This window comes from Pseudomonadota bacterium, from assembly GCA_041395565.1.
In the GTDB taxonomy this organism is placed as follows: Bacteria; Pseudomonadota; Gammaproteobacteria; order UBA9214; family UBA9214; genus UBA9214.
The window spans coordinates 308619-328303 of the sequence record JAWLAI010000007.1; the positions used below are offsets into that span (position 1 = coordinate 308619).

18 protein-coding genes are annotated in these 19685 nt (G+C 66.8%); 5 read left to right on the top strand and 13 right to left on the bottom strand.

Annotation, left to right across the window (positions count from 1 at the left end; all coding sequences use genetic code 11):
• Nucleotides 1-54 precede the first annotated feature (54 nt).
• The 3 genes from ptsP to R3F42_13315 all read left to right on the top strand — a co-directional run bounded on the left by ptsP (nt 55) and on the right by R3F42_13315 (nt 3817).
• The gene (ptsP, locus tag R3F42_13305; protein ID MEZ5543000.1) at nt 55-1794 is read left to right on the top strand and encodes a phosphoenolpyruvate--protein phosphotransferase; all 1740 of its coding nucleotides are present in this window, start codon (nt 55-57) and stop codon (nt 1792-1794) included.
• Between the two features lie 70 nt (nt 1795-1864).
• Nucleotides 1865-3223 carry a magnesium transporter gene (gene mgtE / locus R3F42_13310; protein ID MEZ5543001.1) on the top strand — a complete coding sequence of 453 codons (1359 nt, stop codon included), beginning with the start codon at nt 1865-1867 and terminating at the stop codon, nt 3221-3223.
• Nucleotides 3224-3472: 249 nt separating this feature from the next.
• Nucleotides 3473-3817: a hypothetical protein gene (locus R3F42_13315; protein ID MEZ5543002.1), complete on the top strand. Its 345-nt coding sequence runs from the start codon at nt 3473-3475 to the stop codon at nt 3815-3817.
• A gap of 237 nt (nt 3818-4054) precedes the next feature.
• Here the strand turns inward: R3F42_13315 and pmbA are convergent, their stop codons facing one another.
• Entirely contained in the window at nt 4055-5413 is a 1359-nt protein-coding gene (pmbA, locus tag R3F42_13320; protein MEZ5543003.1) for a metalloprotease PmbA, read from the bottom strand.
• An 86-nt stretch (nt 5414-5499) separates the two neighbouring features.
• On the opposite strand from pmbA, the gene yjgA reads away from it, so the two are divergent.
• Nucleotides 5500-6003, top strand: coding sequence for a ribosome biogenesis factor YjgA (yjgA, locus tag R3F42_13325; GenBank protein MEZ5543004.1), 504 nt, complete (start codon nt 5500-5502; stop codon nt 6001-6003).
• 247 nt (nt 6004-6250) lie between these two features.
• Here yjgA and R3F42_13330 read toward each other — a convergent pair whose 3' ends face one another.
• From R3F42_13330 to R3F42_13355, 6 genes are all read right to left on the bottom strand, one after another.
• The gene (locus tag R3F42_13330; GenBank protein ID MEZ5543005.1) at nt 6251-7228 is read right to left on the bottom strand and encodes a nitronate monooxygenase; all 978 of its coding nucleotides are present in this window, start codon (nt 7226-7228) and stop codon (nt 6251-6253) included.
• The gene (locus R3F42_13335; GenBank protein ID MEZ5543006.1) at nt 7225-7704 is read right to left on the bottom strand and encodes a DUF4442 domain-containing protein; all 480 of its coding nucleotides are present in this window, start codon (nt 7702-7704) and stop codon (nt 7225-7227) included. The genes R3F42_13330 and R3F42_13335 overlap by 4 nt, the downstream gene beginning before the upstream one ends.
• A gap of 49 nt (nt 7705-7753) precedes the next feature.
• Nucleotides 7754-8122, bottom strand: a complete 369-nt coding sequence (locus R3F42_13340) for a DUF2784 domain-containing protein (protein ID MEZ5543007.1) — start codon at nt 8120-8122, stop codon at nt 7754-7756.
• 59 nt (nt 8123-8181) lie between these two features.
• Nucleotides 8182-8586 (bottom strand): DoxX family protein, encoded by a 405-nt coding sequence (locus R3F42_13345; GenBank protein MEZ5543008.1) that lies wholly within the window; start codon nt 8584-8586, stop codon nt 8182-8184.
• Nucleotides 8587-8667: 81 nt separating this feature from the next.
• Nucleotides 8668-9450 (bottom strand): phosphatase PAP2 family protein, encoded by a 783-nt coding sequence (locus R3F42_13350; GenBank protein MEZ5543009.1) that lies wholly within the window; start codon nt 9448-9450, stop codon nt 8668-8670.
• 353 nt (nt 9451-9803) lie between these two features.
• On the bottom strand, nt 9804-10142 hold the full coding sequence (locus R3F42_13355) for a helix-turn-helix domain-containing protein (GenBank protein MEZ5543010.1): 339 nt from the start codon (nt 10140-10142) through the stop codon (nt 9804-9806).
• 150 nt (nt 10143-10292) lie between these two features.
• On the opposite strand from R3F42_13355, the gene R3F42_13360 reads away from it, so the two are divergent.
• Nucleotides 10293-10766, top strand: a complete 474-nt coding sequence (locus R3F42_13360; GenBank protein MEZ5543011.1) for a cytochrome P460 family protein — start codon at nt 10293-10295, stop codon at nt 10764-10766.
• Nucleotides 10767-10812: 46 nt separating this feature from the next.
• Here R3F42_13360 and tldD read toward each other — a convergent pair whose 3' ends face one another.
• The 6 genes from tldD to rlmH all read right to left on the bottom strand — a co-directional run bounded on the left by tldD (nt 10813) and on the right by rlmH (nt 19680).
• The gene (tldD, locus tag R3F42_13365; GenBank protein ID MEZ5543012.1) at nt 10813-12261 is read right to left on the bottom strand and encodes a metalloprotease TldD; all 1449 of its coding nucleotides are present in this window, start codon (nt 12259-12261) and stop codon (nt 10813-10815) included.
• Nucleotides 12254-13081, bottom strand: a complete 828-nt coding sequence (locus R3F42_13370; protein MEZ5543013.1) for a carbon-nitrogen hydrolase family protein — start codon at nt 13079-13081, stop codon at nt 12254-12256. Before R3F42_13370 ends, tldD begins: the two co-directional genes overlap by 8 nt.
• A gap of 83 nt (nt 13082-13164) precedes the next feature.
• A complete protein-coding gene (locus R3F42_13375; GenBank protein ID MEZ5543014.1) occupies nt 13165-17013 on the bottom strand; it encodes a YhdP family protein in 3849 nt (1282 codons plus the stop codon).
• A gap of 39 nt (nt 17014-17052) precedes the next feature.
• A complete protein-coding gene (gene rng, locus R3F42_13380; GenBank protein ID MEZ5543015.1) occupies nt 17053-18525 on the bottom strand; it encodes a ribonuclease G in 1473 nt (490 codons plus the stop codon).
• A 100-nt stretch (nt 18526-18625) separates the two neighbouring features.
• Complete coding sequence (locus tag R3F42_13385; GenBank protein ID MEZ5543016.1) at nt 18626-19213, bottom strand: Maf family protein; 588 nt, start codon at nt 19211-19213, stop codon at nt 18626-18628.
• Entirely contained in the window at nt 19210-19680 is a 471-nt protein-coding gene (gene rlmH, locus R3F42_13390; GenBank protein ID MEZ5543017.1) for a 23S rRNA (pseudouridine(1915)-N(3))-methyltransferase RlmH, read from the bottom strand. The genes R3F42_13385 and rlmH overlap by 4 nt, the downstream gene beginning before the upstream one ends.
• Nucleotides 19681-19685 lie beyond the last annotated feature (5 nt).

Below are 19685 nucleotides of genomic sequence, written 5' to 3' on the forward strand. Positions count from 1 at the left end.
CGTGCAGGCTGGCGTCAGCGCCGCCTCCGCCGGCACCAGGGGGCGACAGGCACCATGAGCCTGATGTTATCCGGCATCGGTATCTCGCGCGGCATTGCCATCGGCAAGGCCCACTTCATGCGCAACAGCATCGAGGTTCAGCAGCGGAGCATTCCGGCGCCGCTGCTGGAACGCGAGAGCGCGCGTTTTCTCGCCGCCGTCGAGCTCGCGCGCAGCCAGCTGCGCGCGATCCGCGAGCGGATCCCGACGGAAACCAGCGTCGATATCACCGCGTTCATCGACACCCACCTGCTGATGCTCGACGATGCCACGCTGGTCACTTCGCCGCTGGAATTGATCCGGGAGCTGGGCTGCAACGCCGAGTGGGCACTCAAGCAGCAGCGCGATGCCGTCATCAGCGTGTTCGAGAAAATGGACGATCCCTACCTGCGCACCCGCAGCGACGACGTCGACCATGTCGTCAACCGCATCCTGCGCATCCTGGTCGACTGCGAGCACAACGACGGGACGGCCGAACCGGGCCAGCTGGCGGACGCCATCGTGCTGGCCGACGAACTGACTCCCGCGGAGACCGTCCTGCTCAAGCACCAGGGCATGACGGCCTTCGCCACGGAATTCGGCGGCCCGCTCTCGCACACCGCGATCCTCTCGCGCAGCATGCAGATACCGGCCGTGGTTGGCGTGCACGGCATCCTGCGCTACCTGCGCGACGGTGAAACACTCATCCTGGACGGCCTGCAGGGTATCGTCATCGCCGACCCCGACTCCGGCACCCTCGCCCACTACCAGCAGCGCCAGCGGGACGAATGGCGCCGGCAACAGGACCTGGCGCGCCTGGCCAGCCGCCCGGCGATCACCCTGGATCGGCAGCCGGTGCGGCTGCTGGCCAACATCGAGCTGCCCGAGGATATCGAGGCCGTCGGCGTCACCAATGTCGATGGCGTCGGACTGTACCGGACGGAATTCCTGTTCATGAACCGCCAGCTCCCGCCCGACGAACAGGAGCAGTTCGAAACCTACCTGGCCGTGCTCGACGCGCTCAAGGGCAAACCGCTCACGATCCGCACCCTGGACATGGGCGCCGACAAACAGGTGGACAGCGGCAAGGGCCGCTGCGCCAGCAACCCGGCCCTGGGGCTGCGCGCCGTGCGCCTGTGCCTCAAGGATCTGTCGCTGTTCCGGCCGCAACTGCGCGCCATCCTGCGCGCCTCCGCGCATGGCCCGGTGCGCATGATGATTCCCATGCTCACCAATACCCAGGAACTCCACCAGGTACTGGCGCTGGTCAGCGAGACCCGCAACGCGCTGCAGCGCGAGGGCCTGGCATTCGATCCACACATGCAGATCGGCGGCATGATCGAGATCCCGGCGGCGGCGCTGTCGGCACGCGAATTCGCCCGCCACCTGGACTTCCTGTCCATCGGCACCAATGACCTCATCCAGTACACCCTCGCGATCGACCGCGTCGACGACGAGGTCAACTACCTGTACGACCCGCTGCATCCCGCGGTTCTGCGCCTGATCCAGATGACCATAGAGGCCGGTCGGGCGGCCGGCATTCCCGTGGCCATGTGCGGCGAGATGGCGGGCGATCCCCGCTATACCCGGCTGCTGCTCGGCATGGGACTGACCGAGTTCAGCATGCATCACACCTCGCTGCAGGAAGTGAAGAGCGTCATCAACAGCAGCCACGTCGCCACACTGCGTCCGCTGGTCGAGGAACTCGTCAGCCACACGACCGCCGGCCAGATCCATGCCCGCGTCGAATCCCTGAACAGCAACCTTACCGAATGAGCGGTGTGCTACACTGCCCTTGCCGGCGCTGGCGGGGGGACCGTTTGCGCGTCCGGGAAACGACACGGCCATGAACGAAACCACGACCACAAAAATAAGCGAGAGCCGGCTGGAGCGCCTGACGCGGGCGCTGGACTCCGGAGCGGCCGGGCAGGTGCGCTACCTGCTGACCAATCTGCACGCGGCCGAGATCGCCGAACTGCTGGAGTCCTTCCCGCACGGACCGCGCGAGATCCTGTGGGAACTGGTTGACCCGGATGACCGCGGTGAGATCCTGGTCCACCTCAACGAGGAGGTCCGCGCCGGCCTGATCCGGGAGATGGAGACCCACGACCTGGTCGCCGCGACCGAGGGGCTCGATCCGGACGACCTGGTGGACCTGCTGCAGGATCTGCCGGACGCGGTGACCCGGGAGATCATGCGCGTCATGGACAAGCAGAATCGCGTGCGGCTGGAAGCGATTCTGCATTACCCGGAGGACTCTGCCGGCGGCCTGATGAACGTCGACGTCATCACCGTGCGCGCCGACGTGACGCTGGACGTGGTGCTGCGCTACCTGCGCCTGCACAAGGAGATGCCGGAGACCACGGATACGCTGTTCGTGGTCGACCGCAACGACCGCTACCGTGGCTCGCTGCCGCTGACCAGCCTGCTCACCAACGACCCCGACCTGATGGTGGCGGCGGTCATGCACCGCGAGGTCAAACCCATCCTCGCCAGTACGCCGGACGTCGAGGTCGCGCGGCTGTTCGAAAACCACGACCTGGTCACCGCGCCGGTGGTCAACGACGACAACAAGCTGCTCGGTCGCATCACCATCGATGACGTCGTGGACGTGATTCGCGATGACGCCGAGCATTCCCTGCTGAGCATGGCCGGCCTCGACGAAGAGGACGACACCTTCGCCCCCATCGTCAAGAGCGCGCGGCGGCGCGCCGTCTGGCTCGGCATCAACCTGGCAACCGCCTTTCTCGCGTCCTGGGTGATCGGCCGTTTTCAGGCCACCATCGAGCAGGTGGTCGCGCTCGCCGTACTGATGCCCATCGTCGCCAGCATGGGCGGCATCGCCGGCAGCCAGACCCTCATTATCGTGATCCGCGGCCTGGCGCTGGGCCAGCTCGGCGCCAGCAACGCACGCTGGCTGATGTACAAGGAGCTGTCGGTCGCCATCATCAACGGTATCGGCTGGGCACTGGTGGTGGCGGTGATCTCGGCGCTGTGGTTCCACAACACCAATATCGGCGTCATCATCGCCGTGGCACTGATCGTCAACCTGTTCTGCGCCGCACTGGCCGGCCTGTCCATTCCCTTCTTCCTCAAGCGTGTCAACATCGATCCGGCGCATGCCGGCTCCGTGATCCTGACCACGGTCACCGACGTGGTCGGTTTCCTGGTGTTCCTGGGGCTGGGGACGCTGTTTCTGCTGTAAATCCCGCTCTGTGGCAAGACGCAAGGCCGCCAGGCACAAGGCGCGCCCGCGCAATACACCGGATTTTCGCTCCCGCCGGTGCCACTGCTGGTACCGGCGGTGGCACCGGCGCTGCAGGCATTGATCAGAGCCGCGCGCCGTCTGCGGCACTGTTCCAATCGGTATCCGGTGGTATAGACTGCAGGAATGACCGGGACAAACCACCATCAACCGGTCGGCTGGCATTAACAATAACTATCTGGGGGAAGCATGAAAATCCACGCTATCATTCCGGCACTGATGCTGGCCTGTCCGCCGGTGTATGCGAACGAGGTAAGCACGCAACTCGAAGCCATGCCTGCGCCGGAGCGGGCCAATGCCCTGGCCGGCGTCCTGCGGCAGAGTGGCAGGGATTGCAGCAACGTCTTTCGTATTTTTCTGCAGGGCCACGACAGCGGGGATGTCGCGTTCTGGAATGTCACGTGCAGCAACGGCAAATCCTATAACATTCTGGTTAACCCGGACCCGGATGCGCAGACCGCCATCATCGATTGCAGCGATATGCGGGCCATTGCGGGGATAGACTGCTTCGAGCAATTCATAACTGCCGACTGATGAGCGCGCTGCAATTCGCCAGCATGCTCGGCAATGCTGCAACACACACAATTGCAGGCACCCTGGCGCCTGGCACGCTGGCTGGATAATATCCGGCCCGCCTCGCGGCAACTGCATTCCTCGCGTTGCCCCGGTACCGGCACCCTGCCGCACCCAGCCCCGTACGCGTATCGCCCACATCCCGGAAGCCGCGTGTGCGGCAGGTTCACATGGCGATTATGCGCACGACGGATCTGGTCACGACCCCGCGATGGTCAGGTGATCGATCAGGACCGACCCGGTGCGGATGTTGCCGCGCGGATCGACGTCGCTACCCACCGCGGCGATACCCATGAAGATATCCCTGAGATTGCCGGCCACGGTGATCTCATCGACCGGATAGGCGATTGCGCCGTTCTCGACCCAGAAGCCGGCGGCCCCGCGCGAATAGTCTCCGGTGACGATGTTCACGCCGAAACCGATGAACTCGGTCACCAGCAGGCCGGTGCCCATCTCGCGCAGCAGACCGTCCAGGTCGTGCGTGCCTGGCTCGACGATCAGGTTATGCACACCGCCGGCGTTGCCGGTGGTGTGCATGCCGAGCTTGCGCGCCGCGTAGCTGTTCAGCACGTAGCCCTGCAGGATGCCGTCACGCACGATGTCACGTGCCTGCGTCGCCACCCCTTCCGCGTCGTACGGTGCGCTGCCCAGCGCCTTGGGCAGGTGCGGCTGCTCGTGGATATGCATGAAGTGCGGAAATACCGGTTTGCCGAGGTGGTCGAGCAAGAAGCTGGATTTGCGGTACAGGTTGCTGCCGCTGATGGCATTGATGAAATGCCCGAACAGGCTGGCGGCACTTTCCGCGGCAACGACGACCGGCGCGGTGCGCGTGGTCAGGCGCCGCGTACCCAGACGCCGCGCGGTACGCGCTCCGGCCCGGCGACCCACGGCGGCCGGTGCTTCCAGATCGGCGCGGTCGCGGGCCGCGGTCGACCAGTAATCACGCTGCATCTCATCGCCCTGGCGCCCGATCACCGCACAACTGATGCTGTGATAGCTGCTGCGGTAGCATCCCCGGAAGCCCAGACTGTTGGCCTTGACCCGCAGACTCACATAACTGGCAACCGTCGCACCCTCGGAATTCTCGATGCGCGGATCCACCGCCCGGGCGGCATCCTCGCATTCCCGGGCCAGCACGATGGCCTGCTCGGCCCCGGGTTCCCAGGGATGGTACAGGTCGAGGTCGGGAATGTCCGTGGCGAGCCGGTCGGCATCGGCCAGCCCGGCGTAGGGATCCTTGCTCGTATAGCGCGCGATATCGCAGGCGGACTGCACCGTCGCCGCGACGGCGTCCGGCCCGAAGTCCGCGGTCGTGGCCGTGCCCTTGCGCTGATCGAAATAGACCGTCAGCCCCAGCACGCGGTCGCGGTTGAATTCCAGCGTCTCGGTCTCGCCCAGGCGCACGGTCACCGCCAGGCCGGCGTCGATGCTGACCCCCGCCTCCACCTGGTCGGCACCGGCGGACCGGGCCCGGGCAATGACATCCTGCACCAGCGCCTCCAGCTGCGCGGCCTCCGGCAGCGGTGCGGTCGGATCGGTGATCTGGCTGGCTGGCATGGTCGTCCCTCGGGCTGAAAGGACGGATTCTACCGGCCCGCAGGGTACCGGACAAACCCGGGGAAAACGACTATCCTTGCACCCGTATGACAGACCGCGACCACGAAGCCATCAGCAAGTCACAGCGCAAACGCGACCTGGGCGAACTCAAGGAACTGGGCCTGAAACTCCTGGCCTTCAGCGAGGACAGCCTGCGCCGGCTGGACCTGCCGGAGCCGCTGCTGGAAGCGGTGCTGGAGGGCAAGCGCATCACCTCGCACGTGGCACGCAAGCGCCAGCTGCAGTACATCGGCAAACTGATGAAGGAATTCGACGCCGAACCGGTACGCGCGGCTGTCGCCGCGCGCGAACATCAGCACGACACGTCCACCCGTGAATTCCATGAACTCGAGGCACTGCGCGAACGCCTGCTCGCGGAAGGCGACGCGGCCATCCCCGCGGTACTCGGACTGTTTCCGCAATCCGATCGCCAGCACTTGCGCAAGCTGGTCCGCCAGGCCCGCCAGCAGCAGCTAACCGGCCAGCCGGCCGGTGCGGCGCGCGCCCTGTTCCGCTACCTAAGAGAACTGCAGGATGCAGCGGAGTCTTAAGTACCCCGCGCGCAGCCGCAAAGCTTGAAAAACCGATTTACCGCAGAGCACACAGCGGAACTGCTTGCTAGCGTTTCTGGCACCGAACTCATGATTCCGCGCGAACCGCGTTGCTGACCGCATCACCACTCCCGGGATCCGCATCTTGGTAGATCTTCCCCGCCGCCGGTTGGCATATGCAATGCATGCGCAAGCTCTGCACACGCTGTGGCGTTGCTTTGCTAGACGTCCTGGCGGCTTGGCGAGACTATCCTTCCAGCGCCGCCGCGAAATCCGCCACGATCTCCGCCACCGGCTGCACGGAATCGATGCCCGCAACGCTTTTGCCGGCCTGGTAGATATCCCGGTAGCCCATCCCGTGCAGAGCGGCGCGCTTCAGCTTCCAGATCGACTGCAGCGCATAGAGCGTGCGCATCCAGTGCTTGGTGCGCCGGCCGCGCAGCATCCACCGCGCCAGGGGACCGGCATGCACGCCCATGCGTTCGACCCAGGGCGTGCGAATGATCGACACCGGTACACCGGTGATCCGTTCTGACAGCACGATATCCTGCTCAGTGGCGGCGACGATGGCCTGCTTGTAGTCGGCATGCGCCGAACATTCGCTGCTGGCGATGAAGCGCGTACCGAGCTGCGCACCGGCATAGCCCAGACGCAGCGCCGCGGCGAATTCCGCCGGCGTACCGATCCCGCCGGCGCAGACCAGCGGCTTGCCCAGCGGGCCGATCTCGTCCAGGAGCCGGGCTGCCGAGAATGTACCGGCATGTCCGCCGGCACGGTTGTTCACGCAGATGAAGCCGTCGACCCCGCCGTCGAGCGCCTTCTCCGCCCAGCGTCGCGCCGTCACGTCGTGGTAGACTGTGACGCCCGCCGCTTGTGCACGCGCCACCACCCATGCAGGGTTGCCCAGCGCCGTCACCAGGAACGGCACGCCCTCCTCCAGCGCGATATCCAGCCAGGCCTGCACGCGTTGCAGGTAGCGCTGCGAACTGCGCTCTATGATCAGGTTCACGCCGACGGGACGGTCGGTCAGGCGGCGGATGTAACGCAGGCCGTCACGGAAGTCGTAGCCGTGGACGTAGGTCAGGCTGAGCGGCTGGACGATACCGATCGCGCCCGCGGCGGACACCGCCGCGACCAGCTCCGGGTTGGAACACGGATACATCGCGCCACAGATCAATGGCACCTCGATGCCGAGCGCGGCGCTGAGCGCGGTCTGCCGGATCACGCCGCGCGCTCCGGACCGAGCTGCCAGCTCGCACTGACGCGCGCCACGACCTCCGCCGCGGCATTGCGGATCTCGCCGTCCACCTGCCAGGCCTGCGCGGCGACAGCGGCCGGCACCGCGCAACGGCATTCGGCGTGCAGACAGCCCCGGGCCTTCTTCAGGTAGTCGATGCGATAGCCGGTGAGAATACCGCGCATGCCTTGCGGCAGCCCGCTCAGCAGTGCCAGCCCGGTGGCCAGTTCCCCCAGGTTGGCCAGCGCCATGGCGTGGACGGAATGCAGGTGGTTGCGCACGCGGCGCCGGTCGCGCAGGGTCACGATGCAGTGTCCCGGCTCCAGCAGCTGCACACGCGCACCGAGTGTGCCTGTGTACGGGACGCTGCGTGCCAGGCCCAGGCTGAACAGCCAGCGACCGCCGCGACTGCCGCCCAGCAGCTGCCAGCGCCGCCGCAGGCGGGGGCCGATGGAACTCGACATTAGCTCACTCCTGCCGCAGCGCGGCATCATCCTGTTTAGCGTCGCGGTGTCACCGTTTCCAGCGCCGACGCAGCAGCGTGCCATAGACACCGCCGTTGACGACGAGCACGATACCGGCCAGTACGTGCTGCACGCCCGGCAGCAGCCCCGCGGGATAGATCAGGGGCAGCAGATAGTGCGGGATGAAGCCGCCGCTGTAGCCGGTCTCCCCCGCAGCCGCGCGCAGCTGCTGCTCCCATGGCGTCAGCGGACAGTACCAGCCGTTCAGTTCCAGCAGCACCGCCCATAGCACGGCCGGCAGATGCAGCAGTGCGCACCGTGGCCAGCGCCACGCCAGCAGCCCGCCGCACAGCACGAACACGATAAACGCGAAATGGAATACGACCAGGGCGTCAGCGGCGAAGCGGTACAGCTGCACGCGTCGCGCCGCCGGCGCTCAACCGCCGGGTTGCAGATTCGACCGGCGGCGGTGCCGCATCAGTCCGGCCGCAGCGCGTAGCGGCCGCTGCCCAGAAACGCGATGGCCAGTCCCCCGAACAGGTAGAACATCTGCAGCTCCAGGCGGTAGCCGCCATGTTCGCCGAGACTGAACAGGTCGCCCGTGTGCATCAGCACGATGGCAAACAGCATGTTGATGACGATGATCAGTCCGCTGATCCGCGTAAACAGACCCGCGATCAGCAGCAGCGGCGCAACGATCTCGCCCGCATAAACGCCGTAGGCGACGGCATCGGGCAAACCCATTGCGGTGAGACGACCCGTGATGAATTCGAGCGACCCTTGCGAGGTTACCTTGGACAGACCGTGGAACAGCAGCAGGATGCCCACCGTCAGCCGCACGATCAGCTTGCCTACCGCATCACTCTTATTGAGATCGAACATGGTGCCCCCCTGGACCGTTGTTTCGATGACCACAGCTACAGCTCACGCTGTGCTAACTATATCAGCACCCGGCGGCCGGGATCACTGTCCCGCAGCGGGCTCCTCCCCGCCGAGATACACCAGGGCCCAGCACAGGGTCGCGGTCCAGCAGATGGCCAGCGAGATCAGGTCATGGCTGAGAAAATGGGCACCGCGCAGTTCCTGGGTCAGCGCGAACACGCCACCCAGCAACAGCGGGAAGAGCAGCGCGGGCCTGCGCCAGCGACTGCCCGCGGCCAGCAGCAGGAAATAGGGACCGAACCAGGCAAAGCCCCCGCTGGCATGCCCGCCCGGGAAGGCGTGGCCGGGCAGGCTGCCCGCCGGCGCGCCGTCGAAGAGACGGACATAGGGCATGTCACCGCCGAAGCGGGCCAGGCTCCAGGGGGTGTAAATATGCGTCGTGCTCTTCAGCAGGCTGACGATGGCCGGTCCGGTCGCCGCGGTGAGCAGCGTGAAAATCAGGGCCCGGCGGTAGGGGGCGAGTGCGCGCAAGCGGTAGCTGGCCAGCAGCAACAGCAGTGTCGTCAGCCCGAGCAGCACGACAAAGTGACGTCCGCCGGTATGCAGCACGGTGCTCGTGAGCACGAGTGAGCGGTAGGGCCAGCTGCCCGTGGCCGGCTCGTAGACCAGGCCGGCCAGATACAGGTCCAGGCCGGAGTATTCGCAGCCAATCGCCAGCAGGGTGACGACGACGCCCGCGAGCAGCGCCCCGCGCGCCTGCCGTGGCGCGAGCCGCGCGCGGCCGGACCAGGGCGACAGCGCCGCGCCCGATCCGGTAGCAGGAGCACTGCCGCCCTGCCCTGCCTGTCCGTCGCGCCTGCCCATGCCGTCTGGATAACCCGCCCGGCTTAAGCCTGGCTTAGGCCGGGCCGCGCCCCGCCTGCGAAGCGCTTCACAGATCCGCGCACAGGCCGGGTTGTAAGCTGCGTCGTCCTAAAGCTCGGGGTCATAGGTGTCGTTATATAAGCAAGTTCTAATTTATTAACTTATTTACATACTGATTGTCAGGTATCAACCAAGGAGGTTCACCATGTACTGGGACGCACTGACGGCAACCGGTGTCTACATCTCGCTGCTGCTGGCGGCGAGCATGATCTATCTCGTCATCCGCGATGAGCCGGGCGCGCCGCGCGACTGAGGCCGGACTGCACCGCCCCGCGCCAGCGGGGCGGTCAGGCCTACCCGGCGCTGCGGCCACGGCCGGCCTCTAACTGCGCGAGATCGTGCTGCACCCGCTCGACCGTGTCCACGATATCCAGGAAGCGCCGGCCGAATTCGGTAAAGCGGTACTCGACGCGCGGCGGCGATTCGGGATAAACGAGCTTCTCCACGATGCCGTAACGCAGTAGCTTGTTGAGCCGCTCGTTCAGCACCTTCGTCGTCAGCCCATCGATTTCGCGCTGCATGGCGCCCGGGCGGTTCACGCCGTTGCGCAACAGTCGGATCACCGACAGCGACCACTTGCAGCCGATGATCGACTCGACCATGTGTGCGACGTTGTGTTCTGTTGCTGTCATGAAAAAAGTTTGTCCCGCCGATCAGCATCATGTACCGGAAAGTACCTGACATACCGGCTGGTGCGTACTGTTCTTCACATCCGGCTTCCACTCTAATCGAGCCCTGCCTGCCATGCAATGCAGGCAATACAACCCGAATCGGAGGCCGACATGTCACAACCAACCACGCGATCACTACTCCTTGCCGCAATGTTCGCAGCGGCCCAGACGGCGGCAGCCGTCGACTATCCCGCCGACTATCGCGGCTGGACCCACGTCAAGACGCTTACCCTGCACGCGGACCATCCCCTCGCCGACCCGTTCGCCGGCATCCACCACGTCTATGCCAATCCGGCGGCGGTGACCGGATTGCATGGCGGACACTACCCGGATGGCGCGGTGCTCGTCTTCGATCTGCACGAAGCGGTGGCAGGCGACCGCGCCACGGCGGAAGGCAAGCGCATCCTGCTCGGCGTGATGCAAAAGGATCGCGCACGCTACAGCACAACGGGTGGCTGGGGATTCGACGCCTGGGCCGGCGACAGTCACACGGAACGGCTGGTGCAGGACGGCGGCAAGGCCTGCTTTGGCTGCCACACCGAGCAACAGGAACACGACTACGTCTTCAGCCGCTGGCGCGAGTGATCCGCCACGGGCATGAGCGAGGCTTGCAGCGCGCGGCCGCCCGCCCTCAGCCGGCGCTGGTACCGCCGACGGTGAGTTCGTCGATCAGCATGGTCGGCTGGCCGACCCCGACCGGCACGCTCTGGCCTTCCTTGCCGCAGGTACCGACACCGCTATCGAGCTGCAGATCGTTGCCGAGCAGGGAGACATGCTTGAGCACCTCGGGACCGTTGCCGATGAGGGTCGCGCCCTTGACCGGCCGCGTCACCCGGCCCTGTTCGATCAGGTAGGCCTCGCTGGCGCTGAACACGAACTTGCCGGAGGTGATGTCGACCTGGCCACCGCCGAAGTTGACGGCATACAGTCCCTTCTGCACCGAACGGATGATGTCCTGCGGATCGCTGTCGCCGGCGAGCATGTAGGTGTTGGTCATGCGCGGCATCGGCAGGTGGGCATAGGATTCGCGCCGGCCGTTGCCGGTCGGCGCCACCCCCATCAGGCCGGCATTCATGCGGTCCTGCATATAGCCCTTGAGGATGCCCCGCTCGATCAGGACCGTGCGCTGCGTCGGCGTGCCCTCGTCGTCCACATTGAGCGAGCCGCGCCGGCCCGGCAGCGAGCCGTCGTCAACCACGGTGCACAGCGGTGATGCCACCTGCTGACCGACCCGGCCGGCGAATGCCGAGGTCCCCTTGCGGTTGAAATCGCCTTCCAGGCCGTGTCCGATCGCCTCGTGCAGCAGGATGCCCGGCCAGCCCGAACCCAACACCACCGGCATGGTGCCGGCGGGTGCGTCGACCGCCTCGAGATTGACCAGCGCCTGGCGTACGGCCTCGCGCGCGTAGCCCGTGGCACGCCCGTGCTCGAGGAAGAAACTGTAGTCGGTGCGTCCGCCCCCGCCGGCGGTGCCCTGCTCGCGGCGTCCGCCCTGCTCGACGATGGCGGTGACATTGCAACGCACCAGCGGACGCACGTCGGCGGCCAGCGTGCCGTCACTCACCGCGACCAGCATCACCTCGTGTACGCCGGCCAGACTGACCACGACCTCCTTCACCCGCGGATCCTGACGCCGCGCCTCGGTATCGAGCTCGCGCAACAGCGCAACCTTGGCATCCGCCGACAGCCGGTCGAGCGGGTCGATGGCAGCGTACAGCTGCTGCTCGCCACGGGCATGCCAGGCCTGCAGCCGGCCGGCCTGGCCGCGGCCGGCGATGGCACGCGCCGCACCGGACGCCTGCAGCAGTGCCGGCATGACGATCTCGTCGGAATAGGCGAAGCCGGTCTTGTCGCCGCTGATGGCGCGCACGCCTGCGCCCTGCTCGATGTTGTGGCTGCCTTCCTTGACGATGCCGTCCTCCAGCACCCACGATTCGTAGCGCGTGGACTGGAAGTACACGTCACCGCCGTCGACCGCGCGCCCCAACAGCCGGCCGAACACCGACTCGAGGTCGTGCTCGTCGATGTTGGCGGGCGTCAACAGCCGCGCCCGGGCTATGTCGAGACTGGTCTCAGGCACGATTCAGGCATTGCAGGCGGCGATGCGCGATGCTGGGAAAATTGCGCCGCGCACTCTGCAGGCGCGCCAGATCGACATCGGCGCACACCACACCGGGTCCGCGCGCGAGCGAGTTGAGCACCGTTCCCCACGGATCCACGATCATGCTGTGCCCGTAGGTCTCGCGGCCGTTCAGGTGATAGCCGCCCTGGTCCGGCGCGATGACGTAACACAGGTTTTCGATGGCACGGGCACGCACCAGCACCTCCCAGTGCGCGCGTCCGGTAATGGCGGTGAAGGCCGACGGCAGCACGACGATTTCCAGCCCGGCATCGAGCTGTTGGCGGAACAGTTCCGGAAAGCGCAGATCGTAGCAGACCGCGATACCCATGCGCCCGAACGGGCTTTCGATCACCACCACCTCGTTGCCGGGCTCGATGGTATCCGACTCGGTGTACTGCTCCCCGGAATCGACCAGCGCCACGTCGAACAGGTGGATCTTGTCGTAGCGTGCGACCTGCCGGCCCGTGTTGTCGTACACCAGACAGGCCGCGCGCACCTTGTTGTCGGCCTCGGCCACCAGCGGGATGGTGCCGCCGACCAGCCAGATCCCGTGCAGGGCCGCCTGCTCCGCCAGGAAGGTCTGGATGGCGCCGCTGCCCGGCTGCTCGCGCACCGCAACCTTGTCGTGCTCCGACTTGCCCATCAGGGCGAAATTCTCGGGCAACACCACCAGCTGCGCCTGCTGGCTCACCGCCTCCGCGATCAGGCGCTCGGCCTCGAGCAGATTGGCGCCGATGTTCGGGCTCGAGGCCATTTGTACGCAGGCAACCACACTCATCGCTTCACGCCATCCTCTTGTTTGCAGCGGGCTAGGGAGAATACCACAGAAAACCGGATGCGCAGTGCGCGCTGCCGGAGGGGCTAGCGGAAGAAGCCATCGGCGTCCAGCGCCGGGTCATGCCGCACGGGTGCCGGTTCCGGCACATTCAGCGGCTGCACGACCGGGTTCGACCACGGCCCGGTGACCTCGTACTGTTTGCGGGCGAGCTCGTTGAGCCGGAGCTTGCTCTCCAGGAGCTTCTCCGCGACGATGACCGCCGCGCCGACCGCGGGCCCTCCGGCGATCGCACCGGCCAGCGGCAGGCTGGAGCTGAGGTACGGGGTTACGGTGACCAGCTCGTCGTAATCCTGCGCCACCAGACCGACCCGCCCGGAGATCTCGATCTTCGCCGCTGGCCCGTCAATCACCATCTTTTCGGTATAGGCATCGCCGTTGTCGAGCACGAAATCACCCTCGATGCGGTCGAAGCTGAAGCCCGCACCGAACAGATCGTTGAAATCGAGCGTCAGTCGCTTGGGCAGCTTGGTCAGGCTCAGCAGGCCCAGCGCCCGCCCGGTCGCACCGGGTTCGACATCGAGCAGCTGGCCATCCTTGATCAGGGCGTGGAAGCGGCCGTCGATGATTTCCGTCCTGGCCTCCCAGGGCGCACCGCGCCAGCTCGCCTTGAGCTGCCCCGAAGGCCGCCCGGCCTTCATGAGCTTCTGGTAACCCAGGGCGTCGAGCAGCGCGCCGATATTCCCGCCCGTCACCTCGACGTCGGCATGACTGACCTGATCGACGCCCTGCCGGCGCCAGTCGCCGGAAAGTTGCACGGACAACAGTTTGGATGCCAGCGAGAGTCGCTCGATCCGGTAGCCGCCGCCGGCCGGGCGGCTGGTCTGCAGCTGCAGCCGGCCGAAATCAATGTCCTGGTAACGCAGCTTCGCGGCATTGATCTGCAACAGCGGAAAGCTGTCCGGCTGGGCGGGCTGCGCCGGCGCGGTGGTTTCTGCCGCCAGCGGTTCGAGCACGAGCTGCTGCAGGTCCAGACTGACCTCGTCGATCACGCCGGCACGCTGCACCAGCTGCCCCTCGCCTGCCACCGAGGGACCGATCGCCTTGAGCGTCCAGCCGGTGCCGGATTCGACCAGCTCGACACCGGTGTCGTGCAGGCGGTAACCGTAGATATCCAGCGCGGCAACCTGCAGCGATATCCGCAGCGGCGGCCCGGCGGTGCCCGTTGCGGCGCCCGCCAGATGCGGCTGCCAGTCCGCCAGCCGGAAGTGCTCGAGCCTGCCGCTGAGCAGCAGCTGCGGTATCTGCGGCGCGACCGGTGCGGCGTCGCCGATGACGATGTTGCCACGCCGCAGCGCCCAGCCGCGGCCGTCGCCGCCGAGCACCAGTACCGCACGCAGGGCATCGCCATAGCGTGCCTGCAGGTAGCGTTCGCTGCGCGTGAGCGCGGCGATATCGATCGTCAGCGGGCGCGCCATTGCCGCGGGTTTGCCGAACGGTGCCGGTAGGTCGATCGCCATACCCGCCAGCGTGCTGCTGATGCCGAGCCCGATCTCGACGGATTTGTCGCGCGCCGGCTTGCCCGCGACCGTCAGTTCCAGGTGCCAGTCGGGATCGCCGTGCAGGGCGTTCCGCAGCGGTGCGGACGCGGCCAGTACCTGCTCGTGCAGGGCCAGTTTGCCGTCCAGGGTGACATGCGTCACCGGCTTGCCCGTATCCGTCCAGACCCGGGCGGCCGCCTGCCGCCCGAACAGCTCGGCCTGCAGGCCGTCACTCCTGATCCCGGCGGCGTCGAACGCAAGCCGGCCACGAATGCGCTTGAGCACGATGTCGGTACCGGCGACCTGCAGGGTGTTGTCGTGCAGTCCGATCCGGCCGGCGACGGTGATCTCGCTGCCGTCATGCGCCAGCGGGATGACGATATCCAGCGCCAGATCGTTGTGTCCGGTCGTGGTCACATGATCGACCAGACCGCCGTAGGTCGATCCGAGCGGGCTGCTGCCCAGTTCCGCCAGCATGACCGGCAGCTCGCCCTGCACCTTGCCTGCGATGGTCAGATGCGGTCGGGCGAGGTCGCGGATCTGCGCGTGCACCTGGTCCAGCGCGGCCGTGCGAATGAAACCCCGGCTGGAGCGGATGTCCATCTGCCGGCCACTGAACTCGACCAGTGCGTCCAGCTGCGTGATCGGTGACCAGTGTTCATCGAACGCCAGCGTCGCATCGCTCACCGGCAGGCGCACTTCCAGGCGCCCCTCGCCGTGGTCGAAAGGCAAGCGGTCGAGGGGCCCCTGGATGAGCACGCTGCCGTCATGGACCATGCCGCCCGCGAGCGCGCGGTCCAGCCAGGCCACACTGGTCGCCGGCATCACCTGGGCCGGCAGATAAGCGCCGGTATGCGCCACAGCGAACTCGTGCACCTGAATACGGGTATCGCTTGTCGCCGCGCCGCCGGCGCGGGGAATCTCGAGCTGCAGGTTGGCCGTCAGTGCGAGCTGCGGGTTGACGAGTGTCAGCGCCGGACTGCTCAACGCCAGCGTCGTCTCCCGCAGCTGCCAGGACAATGCACCGCCGGCCTTGTCGAACTGCAACGGCGCACGGAACAGGCGCCCATCCTCTACGACCAGCCGGTCGCTGCCGAGCAACACGGTACCACCCTGCGCAACGCCGTCGATGCTGCCATCCAGGCCGGCCAGGCGCGGCAAGGCACCGTACTGCAGCATCCCCAGCCCGGTGAAACGGGCGGCAATCCGGTCCAGCACCGCGCCGGTCGCAGTGCGCGTGAACGTGCACCGTAAATCCTCGATCAGCCCGGTCGGCTGCACGCTGACCAGCAGGTCGCGCAAGCGGGTATCCAACGCCGGCAGCAGCGGCACCAGGCCGGTGATCTCGTCGAGGTCGAGGCGTGCCGTCGCCAGCTGCAGCTGCAGGCCGTCCGCCTGCGGGGTCGCGGCCACCAGCAGATGACCGGTGTTCCATTGCCGCCCGGGACGCGTGACCTGCAGCTGCTGCAGCACAGCGCGCCAGCCCTGGTCGAACTGCCGCCAACCAAACGTGGCCTGCAGCTTGTCCGCCGCGAACGCGGACTGATGCCCGCCGGCGGCATACGACATGTCCAGGTCATCGACCTGCAGTTCTCCGCTCACCGCCGTGATGCGGGATGCCGCCAGCTGCGCCCACAGGCGCAGGTCGGCTGTACCCTGCACGCGGTGTGACGGTTCCAGGGTGGGGGCGAGCAGGCTCGACAGGGTGAGTCCCTGGCCCTTGAAATAGGCACGGCCGCGCCAGTCGGAGGGGCGCGCGATGTCACCGCGCAGGCGGGCCACGATCTCGATGCGGTCGCCCAGCTGCCCCGGCAGCTGGGCATGGCCGCTCATGTAGTGTTCGTTGCCGTCGTTGGTGAGCGTGAGGTTGACCGCCGAAAAATGCTGCGCACCGGCACCGCGGGGGATATCGGTGACGGTGACTTCGGTATCGTGAATGGACAGTCGCGACATCGCGGCCAGCGCACCGAACTGCAGGTCCGTCCCGGCCCTGCCGGCGAACTCCTGGACGATCACGCGACCGTCGGCATCGCGTGCCAGGGTCAGCGTGGCGCCGATGATGTCGATGCCCGAAAAGCGCAGCTCGCGCGCACGCAGCAGCTGTATGACATCGATACTGACCTGGATCTCGCTCACGCCGAGCGAGCGGACCGGCTGCGTGCCGGCAATGACGACGTTGCGCAGCCTGAACACCGGCTGCAGCCCGCGCCAGGTCGCCTCGACATGGCCGATCGAGACCGGCCGCTGCAACGCCGCGCTCGCGGCCGTCTCGATATCCTGCCGGTAGGCACCGAGCGACGGGGCCCACACGCGCGCGACGGTAAGCACGACCGCGATCAGGAACAGACCCGCGGCGAGCGCGCTCCAGGCCAGCTGCAGTACGCGTCTCAGCATGCGCTGACCGTCACCGGCAGGCGCCCGCCGTCGAGTGCGCTACATGGGGACGACGTCATACTGCTCCTGGGTATACAGGGACTCCACCTGGAAACGGATGGGCTTGCCGATGAACACCTCCAGCTCGGCCAGGCTCGAGGACTCCTCGTCCAGCAGCAGGTCGACCACCTCCTGCGAGGCCAGCACCAGCAGCTGTTTGACGTCGAACTGGCGCGAGGCGCGCATGATCTCGCGGAAGATCTCGTAGCAGGTGGTCTCGGCGGTCTTGAGCGAGGCACGGCCGTTGCAGGTCGGACAGACCTCGCACAGGACATGCTCCAGGCTCTCGCTAGTGCGCTTGCGCGTCATCTCAACCAGACCCAGCGTCGACACCTCGCTGATATGAGTCTTGGCGTGATCCTTTTCCAGGCTCTTCTCGAGCATGCGCAGTACCTGGCGCTTGTGCTCCTCGTCCTGCATATCGATGAAATCGATGATGATGATGCCGCCCAGGTTGCGCAGGCGCAGCTGGCGCGCGATGGTCTGCGCCGCTTCCAGGTTGGTCTTGAAGATGGTCTCTTCCAGGTTGCGGTGACCGACATAGCCGCCGGTATTGACGTCGACCGTGGTCATGGCCTCGGTCTGGTCGATGATGAGATAGCCCCCGGACTTGAGCTGCACCTTGCGTTCCAGCGCCCGCTTGATCTCGTCCTCGATAGCATAGATGTCGAAGATGGGCCGCTCGCCCGGATAGTACTCGAGCTGGGTCTGCATACCCGGCATGAAGCGTTCGCAGAATTCGAGCGCGCGCTGGTGACTCTCGCGCGAGTCGATGCGTACGCGTTCGATGTTGTCACCCAGCATGTCGCGCATCACGCGTATGGTCAGCGGCAGGTCGCCGTAGACAAGGTCGCCGGCCCGGCTTGCGGCCAGCGTCTCGGAGGTCGACAGCCACAGCTTGCGCAGGAACAGCATGTCCGCGCGCAGGGCCTCGGCGCTGGCGCCCTCGGCGGCGGTGCGCGCGATATAGCCGCCCCCGTTCTGCTCGGACATGAACAGCTGGATGATGTCACGCAGGCGTACGCGTTCGGTTTCGGTCTCGATCTTCTGCGAGATACCGACATTGTCCACGTCCGGGATGAACACCAGGTAGCGGGAAGGTATGGTGATCTGCGTGGTCAGCCGCGCACCCTTGGTGCCGAGCGGATCCTTGATGACCTGCACGCAGATCTCCTGCCCTTCGTGCAGCAGGTCACCAATGTCGCGGCTGGCGCTGCCGCCTACGTCGGCCGCGGCGGCATCCTCGCGCCGCCCGATATCGGACGCGTGCAGGAAGGCCGCGCGCTCCAGGCCGATGTCCACGAATGCGGCCTGCATGCCGGGCAGCACGCGGCACACCTTGCCCTTGTAGATGTTACCCACCAGGCCGCGCCGGCGCGCACGCTCGATGAAGATCTCCTGCAGCACGCCGTTTTCCACGAGCGCCACCCGGGTCTCGCGCGGCGTGACATTGATCAGAATTTCCTCGCTCATGCTGCCTGCCCAGACTTGTTGTTGGGTACGCCACGCGGTGTGCGCAGCCACGGGAGCTGCGCGCCGCCAGCGCCGGTCTGCGACTCCCGCGGGAGTCGCCCTAGAGTACCGTTATCCCGTATTCTTTCAACAACTCCGCGGTTTCATACAGCGGCAGTCCCATGACCCCGGAATAGCTGCCCTCGATGCGCGTGATGAACGCCGCGGCCAGACCCTGGACCGCGTAGGCGCCCGCCTTGTCGGCGGGCTCGCCCGTAGCCCAGTATGCCGCGCATTCCCGCGCCGTGAGCGTGCGGAAAGTCACGCGGCTGCTGCTGACGCGCACCGCCTCGCCGGCAGCCCCGGCCATGGCCACCGCACTCAGGACCTCGTGCGTGGTGCCGGACAGGCACGCCAGCATGGCCAGTCCGGCGTCGCGGCCGGCCGGTTTACCCAGCACCTCGCCCGCGCAGACCACGCTGGTATCGGCCGCGAGCACCGGCTGTGTATGCGCGCGACCGAGCAGGCCGCGTCCGGCGCGCGCCTTGTCCAGCGCGACGCGCGCCACATAGGCTTGCGGCGCCTCCCCGGACCGCCGCGTCTCGTCGACCGCGACCTTGAGCACCGCATGAGAGACCCCGATCTGGTGCAGCAGTTCACGCCGCCGCGGCGACTGCGAAGCCAGGTAGATGCGGGGATTGCCGCTCATGCTCGGTGATAGGGATGGCCGCTGACCAGCGTCCAGGCGCGGTAGAGCTGCTCGGCCAGCACCACGCGCACCAGGGCATGGGGCAAGGTGAGCGGCGACAGCGACCAGCGGGTATCGGCGCGCGCCAGACACGCCGGCGCCAGGCCATCGGGCCCACCCACCAGCAGCGCGACGTCGCGTCCCGCGCCGAGCCAGCCCTGCAGTCGGCCGGCTAGCACCTCGGTGTTCCAGGCCTGGCCGGTCACGTCGAGCGCGATCACGTGGCAGTCCCGGGGCACTGCCGCCAGCATGTGCCGGCCCTCCGCCGTGCGCGCCCGTTCCGCGTTACCCGATCCGCCGCGCCGGCCGGTCGCGATCTCGACCAGCTGCAGACTGCATTCACGCGGCAACCGCCTGGCGTAGTCCTGGTAGCCGGTGGCGATCCAGGCCGGCATGCGCGTGCCGACTGCGATCAGGTGGATGCGCATGTGCG

Excerpts from the sequence above, each read along its gene's own strand:
- R3F42_13375 (MEZ5543014.1), bottom strand. The coding sequence starts at position 17,013 with ATGCTGAGACGCGTACTGCAGCTGGCCTGGAGCGCGCTCGCCGCGGGT.
- R3F42_13345 (MEZ5543008.1), bottom strand. The coding sequence starts at position 8,586 with ATGTTCGATCTCAATAAGAGTGATGCGGTAGGCAAGCTGATCGTGCGG.
- R3F42_13370 (MEZ5543013.1), bottom strand. The coding sequence starts at position 13,081 with ATGAGTGTGGTTGCCTGCGTACAAATGGCCTCGAGCCCGAACATCGGC.
- rlmH (MEZ5543017.1), bottom strand. The coding sequence starts at position 19,680 with ATGCGCATCCACCTGATCGCAGTCGGCACGCGCATGCCGGCCTGGATC.
- mgtE (MEZ5543001.1), top strand. The coding sequence starts at position 1,865 with ATGAACGAAACCACGACCACAAAAATAAGCGAGAGCCGGCTGGAGCGC.
- pmbA (MEZ5543003.1), bottom strand. The coding sequence starts at position 5,413 with ATGCCAGCCAGCCAGATCACCGATCCGACCGCACCGCTGCCGGAGGCC.
- ptsP (MEZ5543000.1), top strand. The coding sequence starts at position 55 with ATGAGCCTGATGTTATCCGGCATCGGTATCTCGCGCGGCATTGCCATC.
- R3F42_13385 (MEZ5543016.1), bottom strand. The coding sequence starts at position 19,213 with ATGAGCGGCAATCCCCGCATCTACCTGGCTTCGCAGTCGCCGCGGCGG.
- R3F42_13355 (MEZ5543010.1), bottom strand. The coding sequence starts at position 10,142 with ATGACAGCAACAGAACACAACGTCGCACACATGGTCGAGTCGATCATC.
- R3F42_13315 (MEZ5543002.1), top strand. The coding sequence starts at position 3,473 with ATGAAAATCCACGCTATCATTCCGGCACTGATGCTGGCCTGTCCGCCG.
- rng (MEZ5543015.1), bottom strand. The coding sequence starts at position 18,525 with ATGAGCGAGGAAATTCTGATCAATGTCACGCCGCGCGAGACCCGGGTG.
- R3F42_13335 (MEZ5543006.1), bottom strand. The coding sequence starts at position 7,704 with ATGTCGAGTTCCATCGGCCCCCGCCTGCGGCGGCGCTGGCAGCTGCTG.
- R3F42_13350 (MEZ5543009.1), bottom strand. The coding sequence starts at position 9,450 with ATGGGCAGGCGCGACGGACAGGCAGGGCAGGGCGGCAGTGCTCCTGCT.
- yjgA (MEZ5543004.1), top strand. The coding sequence starts at position 5,500 with ATGACAGACCGCGACCACGAAGCCATCAGCAAGTCACAGCGCAAACGC.
- R3F42_13360 (MEZ5543011.1), top strand. The coding sequence starts at position 10,293 with ATGTCACAACCAACCACGCGATCACTACTCCTTGCCGCAATGTTCGCA.